Genomic DNA, 15,468 nt, shown 5'->3' with positions numbered 1-15,468 from the left:
CAGTCTCTCAGCCTCCGTACAGCCAGGGCTGATCCAGCAGCCGCGCGCCCAGCGTGCGCAGGGCAAGGTCGCGACCCAGGCGCATGGGGCCGGTGGCATGAAAGACTTGCCCGTTGCGCCTCGCCCTTGCCTGCACCATGGCATTGCGCTGCCAGCGAGCCTCGGCATAGCGGGCAAAGGCCGCAGGCACGTCGGCCGCCTCGCCGCCGCCGAGCGCTTCGGCCAGGGCCACGGCGTCTTCGATGGCCATGCCCGCACCCTGCGCGAGGTAAGGCACCATCGGATGCGCGGCATCGCCGACCAGCGCAATGCGCTCGTGGGCCATGTCCGCCGCCGAGGTCAGCGGCGCACGGTCGCAGAGGGTCCAGGCACGCCAGTTGGGCATCGCTTCGAGCAAGGCTTGCAGGGCACGGCCGCTGTGGCCAGTGGCCTGCTGCAGCGCCACAAGGCTGCTGGCCTGGTCCCAATCGCGTGCATCGCCTGCCGGAGCTGACTCTGCAATCACCACCACGTTGAGCCAATCGCCACCGCGCACCGGGTAGGCCACCACGTGCAGGCGCGGTCCGAGCCATACATCGATGCGGCGGCGGCGCAATGCCTTCGGCAGTTCAGCCTGGGCGACCAGCCCACGCCACGCTGTGTGGCCCGTGATGCGAGGCGGCTCGGCGGCCGAGGGAGATTCGAGTCGCTGGCGCACAACGCTCCAGAGGCCGTCGGCGCCGATCAACGCCTCACCCTCCCAGGCGCGCGAGCCGCTGCTCGACACGCAGACGAGATCGTCGCTCATCTCGATCTGCGCGATGCGCGCATCAGTCACCAGGGCGCCCACGCCTTTGGTCCGAACGGCTTCGAGCAACAACGAATGCAGGTCGGCGCGATGAACGCAGAGGTAGGGAGCACCATAGCGCTGGCGCATGGCGTCGCCGAGCGGCAGGCGGGCCAGTTCGGCGCCGCTGGCGGCGCTCTGCACCACCAGCGCATTCGGGCGCGCTGCGATGGCATCGAGGCTCTGGTCCAAGCCCAACTGCTGGAGGCGCCGCGCGACGTTGGGCCCGATCTGGATGCCGGCGCCTACTTCGGCGAATGCAGCCGCTTGTTCGAAGACGTCGACCCGATGGCCGTCGCGGGACAGCGCCAGCGCGGTAGCGAGCCCCCCGATGCCGCCGCCGACGACGAGGATGTGCGCGGGCATCGGCCTTCAGCGGCTGTGCGTGGACAGCGGGCCGTGGCCGGCTTCTTCGGCGTCTTTCCTGTCGGTGGCCTTGGAGCCGCAACTGCCGCAGCTGTCGCAAGAGCCGCAGCCCGAAGTCTTGACGAGCGCGGCCGCCAGTTGCTCGGCACGCTCCTGATCGACAAGGCCTGCACGGTGCGTGCCGGCCGCGAGCTTGCGAGCGGCGCTGCGCCGCCAGCCCGCGGGCATCCAGCGCCACACCGCGTAGAACGCGGCTGCCGCGACGATCAATCCGACGATCAGTTGCTGTGCCATTTCTTCTTCAAACCTTTCATTGCAGGTTTTAACCTGCTCCGAGCGCCACCGCAACGCGGTAGGTAATGAAGCAAGCCGCATAGGCGAGCGCGAACAGGTAGCCCGCCATGATCCACACGTATTTCCACGACCCGGTCTCGCGCTTCACGGCCGCCAGGGTCGAAATGCACTGCGGTGCAAACACATACCAGACCAGCAACGACAGCGCCGTTGCGAGCGACCAGCTGCCCGCGATCAGCGGCTCGAGCTGGCCCGCCACGTCGTCGCCGCTGGCCGCGAGCGCATACACCGTGCCGAGCGCACCCACCGCCACCTCGCGCGCCGCCATGCCCGGCACCAGCGCAATCGAGATCTGCCAGTTGAAACCGATGGGCGCAAAGATGTGCTCCAGGCCGCGTCCGATCATGCCGGCCAGGCTGTACTGGATGGCAGGACCCGTGGCGCCTTCGGGCGGTGAAGGAAAGGTCGACAGGAACCACAAGAGGATGGTGAGCGTGAGGATGATCGTGCCCACGCGCTGGATGAAGATCCATGCCCGCTCATAGAGGCCCAGCGCCAGGTTGCGCAGATTCGGCCAGCGGTAGGCCGGCAGTTCCATCATCAGCGGCGATTGCTGCTTGTTGTCGCGAAAGCGCTTCATCACCCATGCCACCGCCATTGCCGAGACGATGCCGAACACATAGAGCGCAAAAAGCACCACGCCCTGGAGGTTGAACACGCCCCCCACGGTACGCGTCGGAATGAAGGCTGCAATCAGCAGCGCATAGACCGGCAGGCGCGCCGAACAGGTCATGAGCGGCGCAATCATGATGGTGGTGATGCGGTCGCGCCAGTTGCTGATGGTGCGCGTCGCCATCACGCCCGGAATGGCGCAGGCAAAGCTCGAAAGCAGCGGAATGAACGAGCGGCCCGAAAGCCCCACGGTGCCCATCACCCGGTCGAGCAGGAACGCGGCACGCGGCAGGTAGCCTGAATCTTCCAGCGCCAGGATGAACAGGAACAGGATCAGGATCTGCGGCAGAAACACCACCACGCCGCCCACGCCGGCAATGACGCCGTCGACCAGCAGGCTTTGCAGCATGCCTTCGGGCATGCGGGTCTTCAGCAGCTCGCCAAGGCCCTCGGTTGCGGCCTTGATCGCGTCCATTGGCACATTGGCCCAGCTGAACACGGCCTGGAACATCAGGAACATGGTGACCGCGAGCACCAGCATGCCCCACACGGGGTGCATCACCACGCGGTCGATGCGGTCGCTGGTGGCAAGGCTTCCCACCGGCTCGCGCACGGCAATGCCGAGAATGCGGCGCACTTCGCGCTGCGTGGCAAGCACGTCGTCCAGCCCCGGCGCCTGCCAGGGCTGCGGCGCGGCGGCGGCCACGGGTGCATCCAAGGCTTCGAGCAGGCCTTGCGCGCCGCCGGAATGCACGCCGACGGTCTCGATGACCGGCACGCCGAGTTCGCGCGACAGCACGGCCGTGTCGACCGCAATGCCCTGCTTCTTCGCCATGTCGGTCATGTTGAGCGCCACCACCATCGGCAAGCCGAGGCGCTTGGCCTCGAGCACGAGCCGCAGGTTGAGCCGCAGGTTGGTGGCGTCGGTCACGCACACCAGCAGGTCGGGCAAGGGCTCGCTGCTCTTGCCGGTGACCACGTCGCGCGTTACGGCCTCGTCAGCGCTGAGCGCGTTCAGGCTGTAGGCCCCGGGCAGGTCGAGCACGAACACGCGGCGGCCCGATGCGGTGCGAAGCGTGCCCTCTTTGCGCTCGACGGTGACGCCAGCGTAGTTGGCAACTTTTTGACGGCTGCCGGTGAGCAGGTTGAAGAGCGCTGTCTTGCCGCAGTTCGGATTGCCGAGCAGTGCGACGCGCCCGGGCTGTGCGGTGGCTGCGAGGCGCCCCGGCCCCTGGATGACGGCCTCAACCATGGTTTGCGCCCTCCGGCACGCCCGGTGCCACGTGGATCAGCGCGGCCTCGTGGCGGCGCAACGCAAAGGTGGTGTGGCCCAGCCGGACAGCCAGGGGCTCGCGTCCGGGAAGGCCGCTGGCGACGATGCGCACCGCCTCGCCCGGCACGAAGCCGATTTCGGTCAGGCGCAGTGCCAGTTCTTGCCCCTCCGCATCGGCCGACCGCGCGACGTCCAATACCGTCGCCCACTGATGGCTGGGTAATTCGTCCAGACGGATAGAGGCACGGGCAGGGGCAGCGGCCACGGAAAGAGGGATGGTCATGCGGGTTGGGGCTCGTTCATCTCAGCAATGAGAACTATTATCATTGAAACGGACTCGCCCCTCGCCTCGGTGGGCCATCACTGCCTGCCCGACGTCGGCGAGTTGCGCCCTAGGGTCCTCTACTCGGCCGATCCGCGAGGACGAGGAACCCCGTGCTGTCCGCGAAGAAGCCAGCGCTCCGAAGTGTTAACGATACGCGGCCTGATTGCGTTTGATTCGTGCACTCCTGCACAGCGCTGCACGGCACGATCGCCTGATTTACCTAAGATCAGCGGACATAAAAAGACTTCAGGGAGTCGCAGTGTTTAACCAAACGCAAGCTATTGCGTGGGGCGCTCGTGTGCGCGCTACAACCCGCCTTTCGGCGGGTACGGCCTTGTCCATTCTGGCCGTCACGCTCGTCGGGTGCGGCGCGCCTGCACCCAAAGACTATGGTGGCTCCTGGGCGCCGGTGAACCGGTTCCAAAGTGCGGCTACCGAGATCCCTCTCTCGCCCGCCTATACGTTCTACGCCTCGCCCATGGACGCGACGCTCAGGACCATGCTGAAACGCTGGGCGTCGGACAACGGACTGGAGCTGTCCTACCAGATAGGTTCCGACTTCACCCTCCACCAACCCGTAGCGAAGGTTCGCACCAACGACCTCCAATCCGCCATGGGCGAGCTGAGCGCCATCTACGCTCAGCAGGGCGTATCCGTCTCGTCGGACGGCAAGCAAATCCTGGTTCAGGCCAGGGGCACCGCTGCGCCGGTCGCACCCGGGTCGCGCTGATGTTCAAGAACAAAGCATCGGCTTCGAAGATCGACGAAGCCAAGGCACTCAAGGCGAATCGGTACGCGAACTTCAAACCAAGCTCGGCCAGTTGGGCTATGCCAGCGCCGATGGCAAGGCAATCAAGGCCGATGGCAGTTTTGGTCCGGGCACGCGCGACTTCGTCAAAGCGTTTCAGCACGACAACCATCTCAAGCCCGATGGGGTGGCAGGGCCGGGCACGTTGCAGGCCATCGATGCCAAGCTCAAGGAGCGTGTGGCTCCGTCTCAGCAGGGACAAATCACCGATGCCCACCATGCCGGCAATGCGCTGTACAAGCAGGCGAAATCCGGCCTCGAAAAAATCGATGCCGAGTTCGGCCGCAAGCCCGATCAGTTAACCGACAACGCCGCAGCCGCCATCGCAGTCGCTGCATTGCGCGGCGGCCTGACCCGCATCGACCACATGACGCTGGGCGGCAACGACAACAGCACGATCTTCGCAATCCAAGGCAAGCCGGGCGCGGTGCTTTCCAAGTTTGTCGATGTGCCGACCGTGGAATCGATGCACACGCCGGTTACCCAAAGCTCGCAGGCGTTCGCCTACGTGCAGCAGATCCAGCAGCAGCAAGCTCCTCAGCAAAGCAACCAGCAGGCCGCGCAGCATGCGGCGCCTGCGATGGCTCGCTGAGGTTCGCTGAGGTTCGCTGAGACATTCACCGAACAAATCCCGCGTAGCAACTACACGCAATTCGCCCTGGCCGCGCGATGGCCGCGAGCCCTGGCTGCCTGATGGCGGCTCAACATGGCGTGCACCTCCGGCGCCATGCGAATGAGCGCGGCTTAGGGGCGGCGCAGCGCGAACGGAACCCTGCGCGGCATCGAATTTGTTGGTATGCACGGTAAGAAGATGCGTCGGAAACACCGCGCCAAATGAGCAAAAACCAGATGCCATCGTTTCTCGAATCGCAGAAACGTGACTTGGCTCTTTGGGTATGCAGTTGTTGCTCTTTTCTCGCTGCTGCTCAGGCCAGTTCGACGATGCGCGCCGTGACTGCATCATCCACGACGATCAGCTCGGCGACCGCGATCGGCAATTTGAACCGGCGCGGCCCGGCGCTGCCCGGGTTGACGTAGAGCACGCCGCCGCGCTCTTCGACTTTCGGTATGTGGGAGTGGCCGGAAACCACCACGCGAACGCCCGCTGCCGCAGGGTCGATATCGATGCGCGACAGGTCGTGAATGGCGTAGACGAGCACTCCGGCAGCGTCGAGAAAATCCGTCTCCGGAATGCCGGCAGCCCACGCCTCGCGGTCGTTGTTGCCGCGCACTACCGTGAGCGGCGCTATGGCCCGGAGTGCGTCCAGGATGGCCGCATCGCCAATATCTCCACCGTGCACGATGAAGTCGCTGCCTTGCAGTACGGCCACGGCCTGTGGACGCAGCAGGCCGTGCGTGTCCGAGATGAGGCCGACGCGAATCAAGCCGCGAGCAACTGCCGCAGCACAAACGGCAGGATGCCGCCGTGCTTGTAGTAGTCCACCTCGATCGGCGTGTCGATGCGAAGGCGCACCGTCACTTCCTGGTGCGAGCCGTCGGCACGATGCACGACCAGCTTCACGTCCATCTGCGGCTTGAGTTCGCCGCCGATGACCACGTCGATTTTTTCGTCGCCTGTCAGGCCCAGCGTCTGCCATGAATCCGCGCCGCGGAACTGCAGCGGCAGCACGCCCATGCCGACCAGGTTGGCGCGGTGAATGCGCTCGAAGCTGCGCGCCACCACGGCCTTGATGCCCAGGAGCTGAGTGCCCTTGGCGGCCCAGTCGCGCGATGAGCCGGTGCCGTACTCCTCGCCGCCGAAGACGACCGTCGGAATGCCCTGCTCCATGTACTTCATGGCGGCGTCGTAGATGAACATCTTCTGGTTGCCAGGTTGGAACAGCGTGACGCCGCCCTCTTCCTGCGTGCCGTTGATGTCCGGTGGAATCATCAGGTTCTTGATGCGCACGTTGGCAAAGGTGCCGCGCATCATCACGTCGTGGTTGCCGCGGCGCGAGCCGTAGCTGTTGAAGTCGGCCTTGGCCACACCGTTCGCCTTGAGCCAGATGCCCGCAGGCGAGCTTTCCTTGATGGACCCGGCCGGCGAGATGTGGTCGGTGGTGATCGAGTCGCCGAAGAGCGCCATGATGCGCGCGCCCTTGAAGCCCGCGTCCGATGCATGCGGCTTCATCTTGAAGTCCGCGAAGAACGGCGGCTCGGCAATGTAGGTCGAGGTGGGCCAGTCGTAGACCTGGCCTGTAGTGCCCTGGATGCTGCTCCAGAACTTGCCCGGGTCGGTCTTGACCTTGTCGTAGTTGGCGCGGAACGACTTGGCGTTCATCGCGTAGCGCAGGTTCTCGTCGATTTCCTTCGGCGTGGGCCAGATGTCGCCCAGGTACACATCCTTGCCGTTCTTGCCCTTGCCCACGGGCTCGGTCATCAGATCGACCATCACGTTGCCGGCAATCGCAAAAGCCACCACCAGCGGCGGCGAGGCCAGGAAGTTGGCCTTCAGGTTCGGATGGATGCGCGCCTCGAAGTTGCGGTTGCCCGAAAGCACGGCCGCGCCGACCAGGTCGTTCTTGATGATGGCGTCGTTGATCTCGGGCGTGAGGTCGCCCGCATTGCCGATGCAGGTGGTGCAACCGTAGCCAGCCAGGTAGAAACCGAGCTTTTCGAGATACGGCAGCAGGCCCGCTTTCTCGAGATATTCGGTGACGATGCGGGAGCCGGGCGCGAGCGAAGTCTTGACGTGCGACTTGACCGTGAGGCCCGCCTCTACCGCCTTCTTGGCCAACAGGCCGGCCGCGAGCATCACGCTCGGGTTGGAAGTGTTGGTGCACGAGGTAATGGCCGCGATCAGCACGTCGCCGTTGCCGATGGTCACCCCACCCTTGGGCGCGGCGGGCGCCGTGGCGTTCACATGGGCGGCGGCCTTGGTCGACCGGTTGGCCACCATTTCGACCAGTTCGCGCGGCGCGCCGGGGGGCGGCGGCGCGGCTTCGTTGTCGTCGCTCTGGCCGCTCGTGGTCAGCGGATAGCGCAGCTTGAGCCGCTCGGCCGGCTGGTTGAATCCGTTGGCGTCGTTGGGCTTGCTGAAGAGCTCGGAGAACTTGGTGGACAGATGGCCCAGGTCGATGCGGTCTTGCGGCCGCTTCGGACCCGCAAGGCTCGGCGACACGGTGCCCAGGTCGAGCTTGACGATCTTGGTGTAGTCGATGTCACCGGGCGCCGGCATGCCGAAGAGGCCCTGCGCCTTGTAGTAGGCCTCGAAGCGCTCGACCTCTTCCTTGGTGCGGCCCGTGCCTTCGAAGTAAGCGACCGTTGCCTCATCGACCGGAAAGAAACCCATGGTGGCGCCGTATTCGGGCGCCATGTTGCCGATGGTGGCGCGGTCGGGCACGCCGATCGAAGCCGCGCCGGGCCCGAAGAATTCGACGAACTTGCCCACCACCTTCTCGGCCCGCAGGATGGAGGTGACATACAGCACCAGGTCCGTGGCCGTCACGCCTTCGCGCAGCTTGCCCGTGAGCTCGAAGCCCACCACGTCGGGCGTGAGCATGTATACCGGCTGGCCCAGCATGGCGGCTTCGGCCTCGATGCCGCCCACGCCCCAGCCGACCACGCCAACGCCGTTGATCATGGTGGTGTGGCTGTCGGTGCCGACCAGCGAGTCGGGGTAGTACACCGGCACCTCGGCGTTGTCGCTCGAGCTCTTGTAGACGCCGCGCGCAAAGTATTCAAGATTGACCTGGTGCACGATGCCGAAGCCGGGCGGCACCACACGGAAGGTGTCGAAGGCCTGCATGCCCCACTTCATGAACTGGTAGCGCTCGTTATTGCGCTGGAACTCCAGCTTCATGTTGAGATCGAGCGCCTTGGGCGTGCCGTAGTAGTCGACCATCACCGAGTGGTCGACCACCAGGTCGACCGGCACCAGCGGCTCGATGGTCTTGGGTGATTTACCCAGCTTGGCGGCCACGCTGCGCATGGCGGCCAGGTCGGCCAGCAGAGGCACGCCGGTGAAGTCTTGCAGCACCACGCGGGTGACCACGAACGGAATTTCATCGACGCGGTCTGCGTTGGGCGCCCAGTGCGCCAGTTCTTCGACATGCTTGGGCGACACCTTCTGCCCGTCGCAGTTGCGCAGCACCGACTCGAGCACGATGCGGATCGACACCGGCAGCCGGTTCACCGAGGGATACTGCTTGGCCAGCTCCTTCAGGGACCAGTATTTGCCGGAAGCGCCGGACGGGGTCTTGAAGGTCTTGAGGGTGGACGCAAAGGCGTGCGCCGGTGCTTTGGCCATTGAGGAACTCCTGTTGGTTCGATCTGTTCGTGGATGCACCTCAAAGATAGCAGGGATCGATGTCAGTTGTTGTAGTCGGTCTTCTCTGCAATGCCCCCGCGGCGCCACGTTCCTCATGGCCGCGAATGCCGGGTAAATGGGCGTCGCCGGCATCCGCTTCGCTCAGGCCAGGGCCATGTTCGCGCTGCCGCGCGTCCGGCGCAGGCCGGTCCACTGCAGCTCGGCCAGCACCACCACGCACAGGGCCTGCGCCAGCACCCAAGCCATGCCCAATGCGGTAACCGCGAACAGGCCGCTCATCAGCAGGGCCACGCAGGCCACGGCCCAGCCGAAATTGCCAGCCACTACCAGCCCAATGAGTGTGCGGGGCGGTGTGCGACGAGTGGCCATGAAGGCCGCGGCTGCGGCATATGCCAGCAGGAATACGCCGGTGCCCATGAGCAGCGGGGCCGGCAGGCCGGTCAGCCCTGCCAGCGCGTCGGTGAAAGCCACCTGCAATGCGCCGGTCGCGGCGCAGGAAGCGGCATCGGCCCACATGACATTGGGGAGGAAACGGGGGGATGCAAAGACGGACATGAGAATCTCCTTCGGTTGGTACGCCGCAGGCCTGTCCTGCCGCGTTGGACCCAATGATTTCGAAAGGCGGGCACAGCGTCGATAACCTCTGAGGTCATGGCGCGCCGACGCCCTCGCGCCAGAATGCGGGCCATGAACACTCCCCGCACTCATTCGTCCAAGGCCGGCCAACCCGGCGCGCGCGACCCGTTCGGCGCGCATCTTCGGCACTGGCGCACGCATCGCCGACTGAGCCAACTCGACCTCGCGCAAGAGGCCGAGGTTTCGACCCGCCACCTGAGCTATGTGGAAACCGGCCGCGCCGCACCCAGCCGCGAGATGGTGCTGCGCCTGGCCGAACGATTGGAAGTGCCGCTACGCGAGCGCAACGCCCTGCTGGTGGCCGCGGGCTTCGCGCCGATGTACCGGCAGCGCTCGCTCGACGACCCTGCCCTGGCCTCGGCGCGGCGCGCCGTGGACCTGGTGCTGAAAGGCCACGAGCCGTTTCCCGCGCTGGCAGTCGACCGCCACTGGAACCTGGTGGCGCACAACGCGCTGGTGCCGATGCTCATGGCCGGCGCGGCGCCGGAACTGGTTCAAGCCCCGATCAACGTGCTGCGCCTGAGCCTGCACCCCGACGGGCTGGCCTCGCGCATCGCCAATCTGGCGCAATGGCGTGCCCACCTGCTCGAACGGCTGCAGCAGCAGATTGCCGCGACGGGCGATGCGGTGCTGCAGGCGCTGCATGACGAGCTCGAGGCCTACCCCACGCCCAGCGTGAGCCACGACGCACCGGCCGCGAATTCGGAGCTGTCGGGCGTCGTGGTGCCCTTTCAGCTGGTCACGCCCAACGGCGTGCTGAGCTTCATCAGCACCACGACCATCTTCGGCACGCCGGTGGACGTCACGCTGCAGGAACTGGCGGTGGAATCGTTCTTTCCGGCCGATGCACAGACCGCCGCAGCACTGGCCGCGCTGGCGGCCGGATGAAAAAAGCGAGTTTGCGCCGCACGTAAAAAAGCCCCGCGCAAGCGGGGCTCTTCAGATTGCGAAGCTGCGCGTGGATCAGGCCACGACAGCGGTCGCTTCGGACTTGTATTCGTCGAGCTTGTCGAAGTTCAGGTACTGGTAGATCTGGGCGCTCGATGCGTCGAGCACGCCCGTTGCGGCCATGTACTCATCGCGCGTCGGAATGCGGCCCAGGCGCGAGCAAATGGCGGCCAACTCGGCCGACCCAAGGTACACGTTGGTGTTCTTGCCCAGGCGGTTCGGGAAGTTGCGGGTGCTGGTCGACATGACCGTGGCGCCCTCGCGCACCTGTGCCTGGTTGCCCATGCACAGCGAGCAACCCGGCATTTCGGTGCGCGCACCGGCATTGCCGAACACGCCGTAGTGGCCTTCTTCGGTGAGCTGGTGTGCGTCCATCTTGGTGGGCGGCGCAATCCACAGCTTCACCGGAATGTCGCGCTTGCCTTCGAGCAGCTTCGACGCGGCGCGGAAGTGGCCGATGTTGGTCATGCACGAACCGATGAACACTTCGTCGATCTGCGCGCCGGCCACGTCCGACAGCGTCTTCACGTCGTCCGGGTCGTTCGGGCAAGCCACGATCGGCTCATGGATGTCGGCCAGGTCGATCTCGATGACGGCCGCGTAGTCGGCATCGTCGTCGCCCTTGAGCAGCTGCGGGTCCTTGAGCCAGGCTTCCTGCGCGGCGATGCGGCGTGCCAGCGTGCGGGCGTCGGCATAGCCTTCGGCAATCATCCATTTCATCAGTGTGATGTTGCTGTTGATGTACTCGATGATCGGTTCCTTGTTCAGGTGCACCGTGCAGCCGGCAGCCGAGCGTTCGGCCGAGGCGTCGCTCAGCTCGAAGGCTTGCTCCACCTTCAGGTCAGGCAGGCCTTCGATTTCGAGAATGCGGCCCGAGAAGATGTTCTTCTTGCCCTTTTTCTCGACCGTGAGCAGGCCGCTCTTGATGGCGTACAGCGGAATGGCGTTGACCAGGTCGCGCAGCGTGACGCCGGGCTGCATCTTGCCCTTGAAGCGCACGAGCACCGACTCAGGCATGTCCAGCGGCATCACGCCGGTGGCGGCCGCGAAGGCCACGAGGCCGGAGCCGGCCGGGAAGCTGATGCCGATGGGGAAGCGGGTGTGGCTGTCGCCGCCCGTGCCCACGGTATCGGGCGTGAGCAGGCGGTTGAGCCAGCTGTGGATCACGCCGTCGCCCGGGCGCAGCGACACGCCGCCGCGCGTGCTGATGAAGTCGGGCAGTTCGTGGTGCATCTTCACGTCCACCTTCTTGGGGTAGGCCGCGGTGTGGCAGAACGACTGCATCACGAGGTCGGCCGAGAAGCCCAGGCATGCCAGGTCTTTCAGCTCGTCGCGCGTCATCGGGCCGGTGGTGTCCTGCGAGCCGACCGAGGTCATCTTGGGTTCGCAGTACGTGCCCGGGCGAACGCCCTGGCCTTCGGGCAGACCGCAGGCGCGGCCGACCATCTTCTGTGCGAGCGAGAAGCCCTTCTTGGTGTCGACCGGGCTTTGCGGCAGGCGGAACAACGTGGAAGCCGGCAGGCCCAGCGCCTCGCGCGCCTTGGACGTGAGGCCGCGGCCGATGATCAGCGGAATGCGGCCGCCGGCGCGCACTTCGTCGAACAGCACGTCGCTCTTGACCTTGAATTCGGCAATGACCTTGCCGTCCTTCAGTGCCTTGCCTTCGTAGGGGCGCAGTTCGACCACGTCGCCGGTGTCCATCTGGCTCACGTCGAGTTCGATGGGCAGCGCGCCCGCGTCTTCCATGGTGTTGTAGAAGATCGGGGCGATCTTGGTGCCCAGGCACACGCCGCCGAAGCGCTTGTTGGGAATGAACGGAATGTCGTCGCCCGTGAACCAGAGCACCGAGTTGGTGGCCGACTTGCGGCTGGAGCCCGTGCCGACCACGTCGCCCACGTAGGCGACCTGGTGACCCTTCTGCTTCAGCGATTCGATGAACTTGACCGGGCCGCGCTTGCCGTCTTCCTCAGGCTCGAAAGCGGTGCCTTCGCGCTTGTTCTTGAGCATGGCCAGCGCGTGCATCGGGATGTCCGGGCGCGTGGTGGCGTCAGGCGCGGGCGACAGGTCGTCGGTATTGGTTTCGCCGGGCACCTTGAAGACCGTGATGGTCAGGCTTTGCGGCACTTCGGGGCGGCTGGTGAACCATTCGGCATCGGCCCAGCTTTGCAGCACGCCCTTGGCGTTGGCGTTGCCCTTGTCGGCCTTTTCCTTGACGTCGTGGAACTGGTCGAACATCAACAGGGTCTTCTTCAGGCCCTCTGCGGCCACGGCGCCCACTTCGGCGTCGTCGAGCAGGTCGATCATCGGGCTGATGTTGTAGCCGCCGAGCATGGTGCCGAGCAATTCGGTGGCGCGGGCGCGCGTGATGAACGCGTTCTTTTCGGTACCGTGGGCCACGGCCGCCAGGTAGCTCGCCTTGACCTTGGCCGCGTCGTCGACGCCGGCGGGTACGCGATAGGTGAGCAGATCGAGCAGGAAGGCACCGTCCTTGGCATTCGCGCTCTTGAGGAGCTCGATGGCTTCGGCGGTTTGCTTCGCGCTCAATGGCAGCGGCGGAATACCGAGCGCGGCGCGTTCGGCAACATGGTCAACGTAGGCTTGCAACATCTTCTTTTCTCCGGAAACTGGGCTGGCGGGCGTGCAGTGCGGCAAGCAAGAGCCGCGCCGCACCCCGTGTTTGGTACGACTACTTCTTGGCCGCGTCGGCGCCTTCGAACAGGCTCTTGGGCGGGTTCTTCTTCATTTCTTCGGCAAATGCGACCTGCTCGGCCGTCTGGCATTCGTCGGCAATGCGCAGGCCGGCCTTCTGGTTCATCAGCATCGACTTGTTGCCCAGCTGCAGCCACATGGCGCCTGCGCGGGGGTCTTCGAGGCGGATGGCGCCGGTGCGGCTTTCGACCGGGTGCATGCGGTACTTCAGGCCCTTGGTCGACACGTTGAAGAAGCCGGGCTTCTTCTCGTCGGCGGCCACGGTCACGTCGGCGCCGAGTTCGCACTGGGCCTTGCCGAGCGACACGCGCTTGGCGACTTCGAGGTCGGCGTCGGTCAGCACGATGCTGGTTTCATCGGCGATGGGCGTCACTTCTTCGACGGCCTTGGCGGCCTTGCGGGTGACCTGCTTCTTGGGGGGTGTCTTCTTGGCTTCAGCCTTGGCGGCCGGCTTGGCAGGGGTGGTTTGCGCCGTGGCGGCAAACGGGAGCGCCAGGGCCAGGGCTGCGATCAGAGCAATTTTCTTCATGGGTGTTTCCTTGAGCTGGATTCGTAAGTTTCAGGAGGCCGCGAGTGCAAACCAGGCTTTTGCCTCTGGAGGCAACGCGCGCCCTGTTGCGTGGGCACGCGTCAGCACTTGCCAAAAATGGCGATAGCTCGCGCGGTCGTGCAATGTGCCATCAATTTGTGTCGGCGCCCAATCCGCGAGTGCGGCATTTGTAATGATTTCTACGGCAATCTGAATCTGGGCCTCGTCCGGCGCAAACGCCTCGAGGATCGGCCGGATCTGGTTCGGGTGGATGCTCCACATGCGCGTGTAGCCGAATTCGGAGGCAGCCTTGCGGGCCGCAGTGCGCATGGCGTCGGTGTCGTTGAACTCGGTGACCACGCAGTGCGAAGGCACCTTGCCATAGGCGTGCGCCGCGGACGCGATGGCCAGCTTGGCGCGCACCACAAGCGGATGCGTGAACTGGCCGGCGGCCCCCATGCCGTCAGCCGGAATGGCGCCCGCATGCGCGGAAACGAAATCCATCAGGCCGAAGCTCAGCGATTGCACGCGCGGATGCGCCGCGATTTCGAATGCGTTGTGCACGGCGAGCGGCGATTCGATGAGCACGTGCAGCGGCAGTGCATCGGCGTCGGCCGCCTCGAGTGCCGCCACGGCCTGCGCCACGTCGGCCACGGATTCGACCTTGGGCACCATCAGGTGGCTGAGCCGGTGGCCGGCACGCCCGGCAATGGTGACCACGTCACCGGCGAAGGCCGGGTGATCGACCGGATGAACGCGCACGCCGACACGCATGCCCGGCTTTGCGGCAAGCGCCAGTTCGGTGACGAGCGCGGCGTGCTCGGCCTCGCCGCCGACGGGGGCGCCGTCCTCGCAGTCGAGGGTGACATCGAACACGCAGGCGCCGAACTCCTCGGCCATCTCGGCCTGGAGCGCGAGGCTCTTCTTCATGCGCGCTTCGACCCCGCTGTAGTGGTCGCACACGGGCAGCGTCACGGCGCCGGCCTGGGCGCCGAGCAGCACTTCAGCGGGATGGACCGGGTTCGTCATGCCTTTTTCTGCGCCACGATGAACATGCGCGGAAAGGCAAGCAGCCGCTTGCCGTCGGTACGGGCGGGATAGGCCTGGTCGATACGGCGCTCGTATTCGGCCAGGTAGCTTGCGCGAAGCTCGTCCGGCAATCGGTCGACGAAAGGCTTCAGCCCGGTGCCGCGCACCCATTCGACAATGGCTGCGGCATCGGCCATGGGATGCTGATAAATGGTGTGCCACACATCGACCTTGGCCGCTTCGGGCGCCAGCAGGTCGTAGTAGCCGCCGAGCGGCAGCAGCAGCGTGCGCATGCGGTCGGCGTCGCCGATGGGCTCGGCCCACGGCGCCTCGGAGGCCACTGCGCGCATCAGGCGGTGCGTGGGCTCCTGGCGGTTGTCGGGCATCTGGACGGCGAGCACGCCGCCCGGCGCCAGCGCAGCAAAGAGGCGCGGGATCAGCGTTTCGTGATCCGGCACCCACTGCAGGGCTGCGTTGGCGTAAATGAGGTCGGGCGCTTGATCTTGCGGCGCCCAGGTCGCGATGTCGCTCAACTCGAAGCTCGCCTGCGGCAGGCGCTCGCGCGCACTGGCCAGCATGGCTTCGGAGTTGTCGGTCCCGACGACGCGCGCCTTCGGGAACCGGTGAAACAGCAGCTCCGTGGAATTGCCCGGTCCGCAGCCGAGGTCGACCACATGGGCCGCCTCGGGCAGCGGCACCCGCGCCAGGAGCTCCTGTGCGGGCCGGGTGCGCTCGTCCTCGTAGCGACGGTAGAGCGCGGGGTTCCAGTCGAGCATGCCGATG

The 15,468-nt window shown here is 65.7% G+C and carries 14 protein-coding genes; 3 read left to right on the top strand and 11 right to left on the bottom strand.

From position 1 onward, the window contains the following. Positions 1 to 7: 7 nt before the first annotated feature. Genes GOQ09_RS07395 through GOQ09_RS07380 form a run of 4 tightly spaced genes read right to left on the bottom strand, consistent with a single transcriptional unit; the run spans position 8 to position 3,714 of the window. Positions 8 to 1,192 carry an FAD-dependent monooxygenase gene (locus GOQ09_RS07395; protein ID WP_157612847.1) on the bottom strand — a complete coding sequence of 395 codons (1,185 nt, stop codon included), beginning with the start codon at positions 1,190 to 1,192 and terminating at the stop codon, positions 8 to 10. Between the two features lie 6 nt (positions 1,193 to 1,198). Continuing rightward, positions 1,199 to 1,486: a DUF6587 family protein gene (locus tag GOQ09_RS07390; RefSeq protein WP_157612846.1), complete on the bottom strand. Its 288-nt coding sequence runs from the start codon at positions 1,484 to 1,486 to the stop codon at positions 1,199 to 1,201. Between the two features lie 28 nt (positions 1,487 to 1,514). After that, on the bottom strand, positions 1,515 to 3,410 hold the full coding sequence (feoB, locus tag GOQ09_RS07385; RefSeq protein ID WP_157612845.1) for a ferrous iron transporter B: 1,896 nt from the start codon (positions 3,408 to 3,410) through the stop codon (positions 1,515 to 1,517). Then, complete coding sequence (locus tag GOQ09_RS07380; protein ID WP_157612844.1) at positions 3,403 to 3,714, bottom strand: FeoA family protein; 312 nt, start codon at positions 3,712 to 3,714, stop codon at positions 3,403 to 3,405. The genes feoB and GOQ09_RS07380 overlap by 8 nt, the downstream gene beginning before the upstream one ends. A 376-nt stretch (positions 3,715 to 4,090) precedes the next feature. Here GOQ09_RS07380 and GOQ09_RS07375 point away from each other — a divergent pair, with 376 nt between their 5' ends. Both GOQ09_RS07375 and GOQ09_RS07370 read left to right on the top strand, forming a co-directional pair. Then, positions 4,091 to 4,486 (top strand): hypothetical protein, encoded by a 396-nt coding sequence (locus GOQ09_RS07375; RefSeq protein ID WP_157612843.1) that lies wholly within the window; start codon positions 4,091 to 4,093, stop codon positions 4,484 to 4,486. 91 nt (positions 4,487 to 4,577) lie between these two features. Further along, entirely contained in the window at positions 4,578 to 5,156 is a 579-nt protein-coding gene (locus GOQ09_RS07370) for a peptidoglycan-binding domain-containing protein (RefSeq protein ID WP_242631027.1), read from the top strand. Positions 5,157 to 5,490: 334 nt separating this feature from the next. On the opposite strand, the gene GOQ09_RS07365 is transcribed toward GOQ09_RS07370, so the two are convergent. The 3 genes from GOQ09_RS07365 to GOQ09_RS07355 form a co-directional block, all read right to left on the bottom strand. After that, positions 5,491 to 5,949: a metallophosphoesterase family protein gene (locus GOQ09_RS07365; protein ID WP_157612842.1), complete on the bottom strand. Its 459-nt coding sequence runs from the start codon at positions 5,947 to 5,949 to the stop codon at positions 5,491 to 5,493. Next, positions 5,946 to 8,813 (bottom strand): aconitate hydratase, encoded by a 2,868-nt coding sequence (locus GOQ09_RS07360; protein ID WP_157612841.1) that lies wholly within the window; start codon positions 8,811 to 8,813, stop codon positions 5,946 to 5,948. Before GOQ09_RS07360 ends, GOQ09_RS07365 begins: the two co-directional genes overlap by 4 nt. A gap of 162 nt (positions 8,814 to 8,975) precedes the next feature. Then, positions 8,976 to 9,389, bottom strand: a complete 414-nt coding sequence (locus GOQ09_RS07355; protein WP_157612840.1) for a hypothetical protein — start codon at positions 9,387 to 9,389, stop codon at positions 8,976 to 8,978. Positions 9,390 to 9,521: 132 nt separating this feature from the next. On the opposite strand from GOQ09_RS07355, the gene GOQ09_RS07350 reads away from it, so the two are divergent. After that, positions 9,522 to 10,358 carry a helix-turn-helix domain-containing protein gene (locus GOQ09_RS07350; RefSeq protein ID WP_157612839.1) on the top strand — a complete coding sequence of 279 codons (837 nt, stop codon included), beginning with the start codon at positions 9,522 to 9,524 and terminating at the stop codon, positions 10,356 to 10,358. A gap of 75 nt (positions 10,359 to 10,433) precedes the next feature. Here GOQ09_RS07350 and GOQ09_RS07345 read toward each other — a convergent pair whose 3' ends face one another. The 4 genes from GOQ09_RS07345 to tam form a co-directional block, all read right to left on the bottom strand. Beyond that, positions 10,434 to 13,025, bottom strand: coding sequence for a bifunctional aconitate hydratase 2/2-methylisocitrate dehydratase (locus tag GOQ09_RS07345; protein ID WP_157612838.1), 2,592 nt, complete (start codon positions 13,023 to 13,025; stop codon positions 10,434 to 10,436). A gap of 79 nt (positions 13,026 to 13,104) precedes the next feature. Further along, entirely contained in the window at positions 13,105 to 13,656 is a 552-nt protein-coding gene (locus GOQ09_RS07340) for a hypothetical protein (RefSeq protein WP_157612837.1), read from the bottom strand. A gap of 30 nt (positions 13,657 to 13,686) precedes the next feature. Continuing rightward, the gene (locus GOQ09_RS07335; RefSeq protein WP_157612836.1) at positions 13,687 to 14,685 is read right to left on the bottom strand and encodes an HpcH/HpaI aldolase/citrate lyase family protein; all 999 of its coding nucleotides are present in this window, start codon (positions 14,683 to 14,685) and stop codon (positions 13,687 to 13,689) included. Continuing rightward, a complete protein-coding gene (tam, locus tag GOQ09_RS07330; protein ID WP_157612835.1) occupies positions 14,682 to 15,461 on the bottom strand; it encodes a trans-aconitate 2-methyltransferase in 780 nt (259 codons plus the stop codon). The genes GOQ09_RS07335 and tam overlap by 4 nt, the downstream gene beginning before the upstream one ends. Between the last annotated feature and the right edge of the window lie 7 nt (positions 15,462 to 15,468).

The sequence above is a fragment of the Variovorax paradoxus genome, from assembly GCF_009755665.1.
Lineage (GTDB): Bacteria > Pseudomonadota > Gammaproteobacteria > Burkholderiales > Burkholderiaceae_C > Variovorax > Variovorax paradoxus_G.
The sequence above is the reverse complement of the archived record's forward strand: the minus strand, read 5'-3'. Positions and strand labels throughout refer to the sequence as shown.

Excerpts from the sequence above, each read along its gene's own strand:
- GOQ09_RS07395 (WP_157612847.1), bottom strand. The coding sequence starts at position 1,192 with ATGCCCGCGCACATCCTCGTCGTCGGCGGCGGCATCGGGGGGCTCGCT.
- feoB (WP_157612845.1), bottom strand. The coding sequence starts at position 3,410 with ATGGTTGAGGCCGTCATCCAGGGGCCGGGGCGCCTCGCAGCCACCGCA.
- GOQ09_RS07350 (WP_157612839.1), top strand. The coding sequence starts at position 9,522 with ATGAACACTCCCCGCACTCATTCGTCCAAGGCCGGCCAACCCGGCGCG.
- GOQ09_RS07345 (WP_157612838.1), bottom strand. The coding sequence starts at position 13,025 with ATGTTGCAAGCCTACGTTGACCATGTTGCCGAACGCGCCGCGCTCGGT.
- GOQ09_RS07380 (WP_157612844.1), bottom strand. The coding sequence starts at position 3,714 with ATGACCATCCCTCTTTCCGTGGCCGCTGCCCCTGCCCGTGCCTCTATC.
- GOQ09_RS07340 (WP_157612837.1), bottom strand. The coding sequence starts at position 13,656 with ATGAAGAAAATTGCTCTGATCGCAGCCCTGGCCCTGGCGCTCCCGTTT.
- GOQ09_RS07390 (WP_157612846.1), bottom strand. The coding sequence starts at position 1,486 with ATGGCACAGCAACTGATCGTCGGATTGATCGTCGCGGCAGCCGCGTTC.
- GOQ09_RS07355 (WP_157612840.1), bottom strand. The coding sequence starts at position 9,389 with ATGTCCGTCTTTGCATCCCCCCGTTTCCTCCCCAATGTCATGTGGGCC.
- tam (WP_157612835.1), bottom strand. The coding sequence starts at position 15,461 with ATGCTCGACTGGAACCCCGCGCTCTACCGTCGCTACGAGGACGAGCGC.
- GOQ09_RS07360 (WP_157612841.1), bottom strand. The coding sequence starts at position 8,813 with ATGGCCAAAGCACCGGCGCACGCCTTTGCGTCCACCCTCAAGACCTTC.
- GOQ09_RS07335 (WP_157612836.1), bottom strand. The coding sequence starts at position 14,685 with ATGACGAACCCGGTCCATCCCGCTGAAGTGCTGCTCGGCGCCCAGGCC.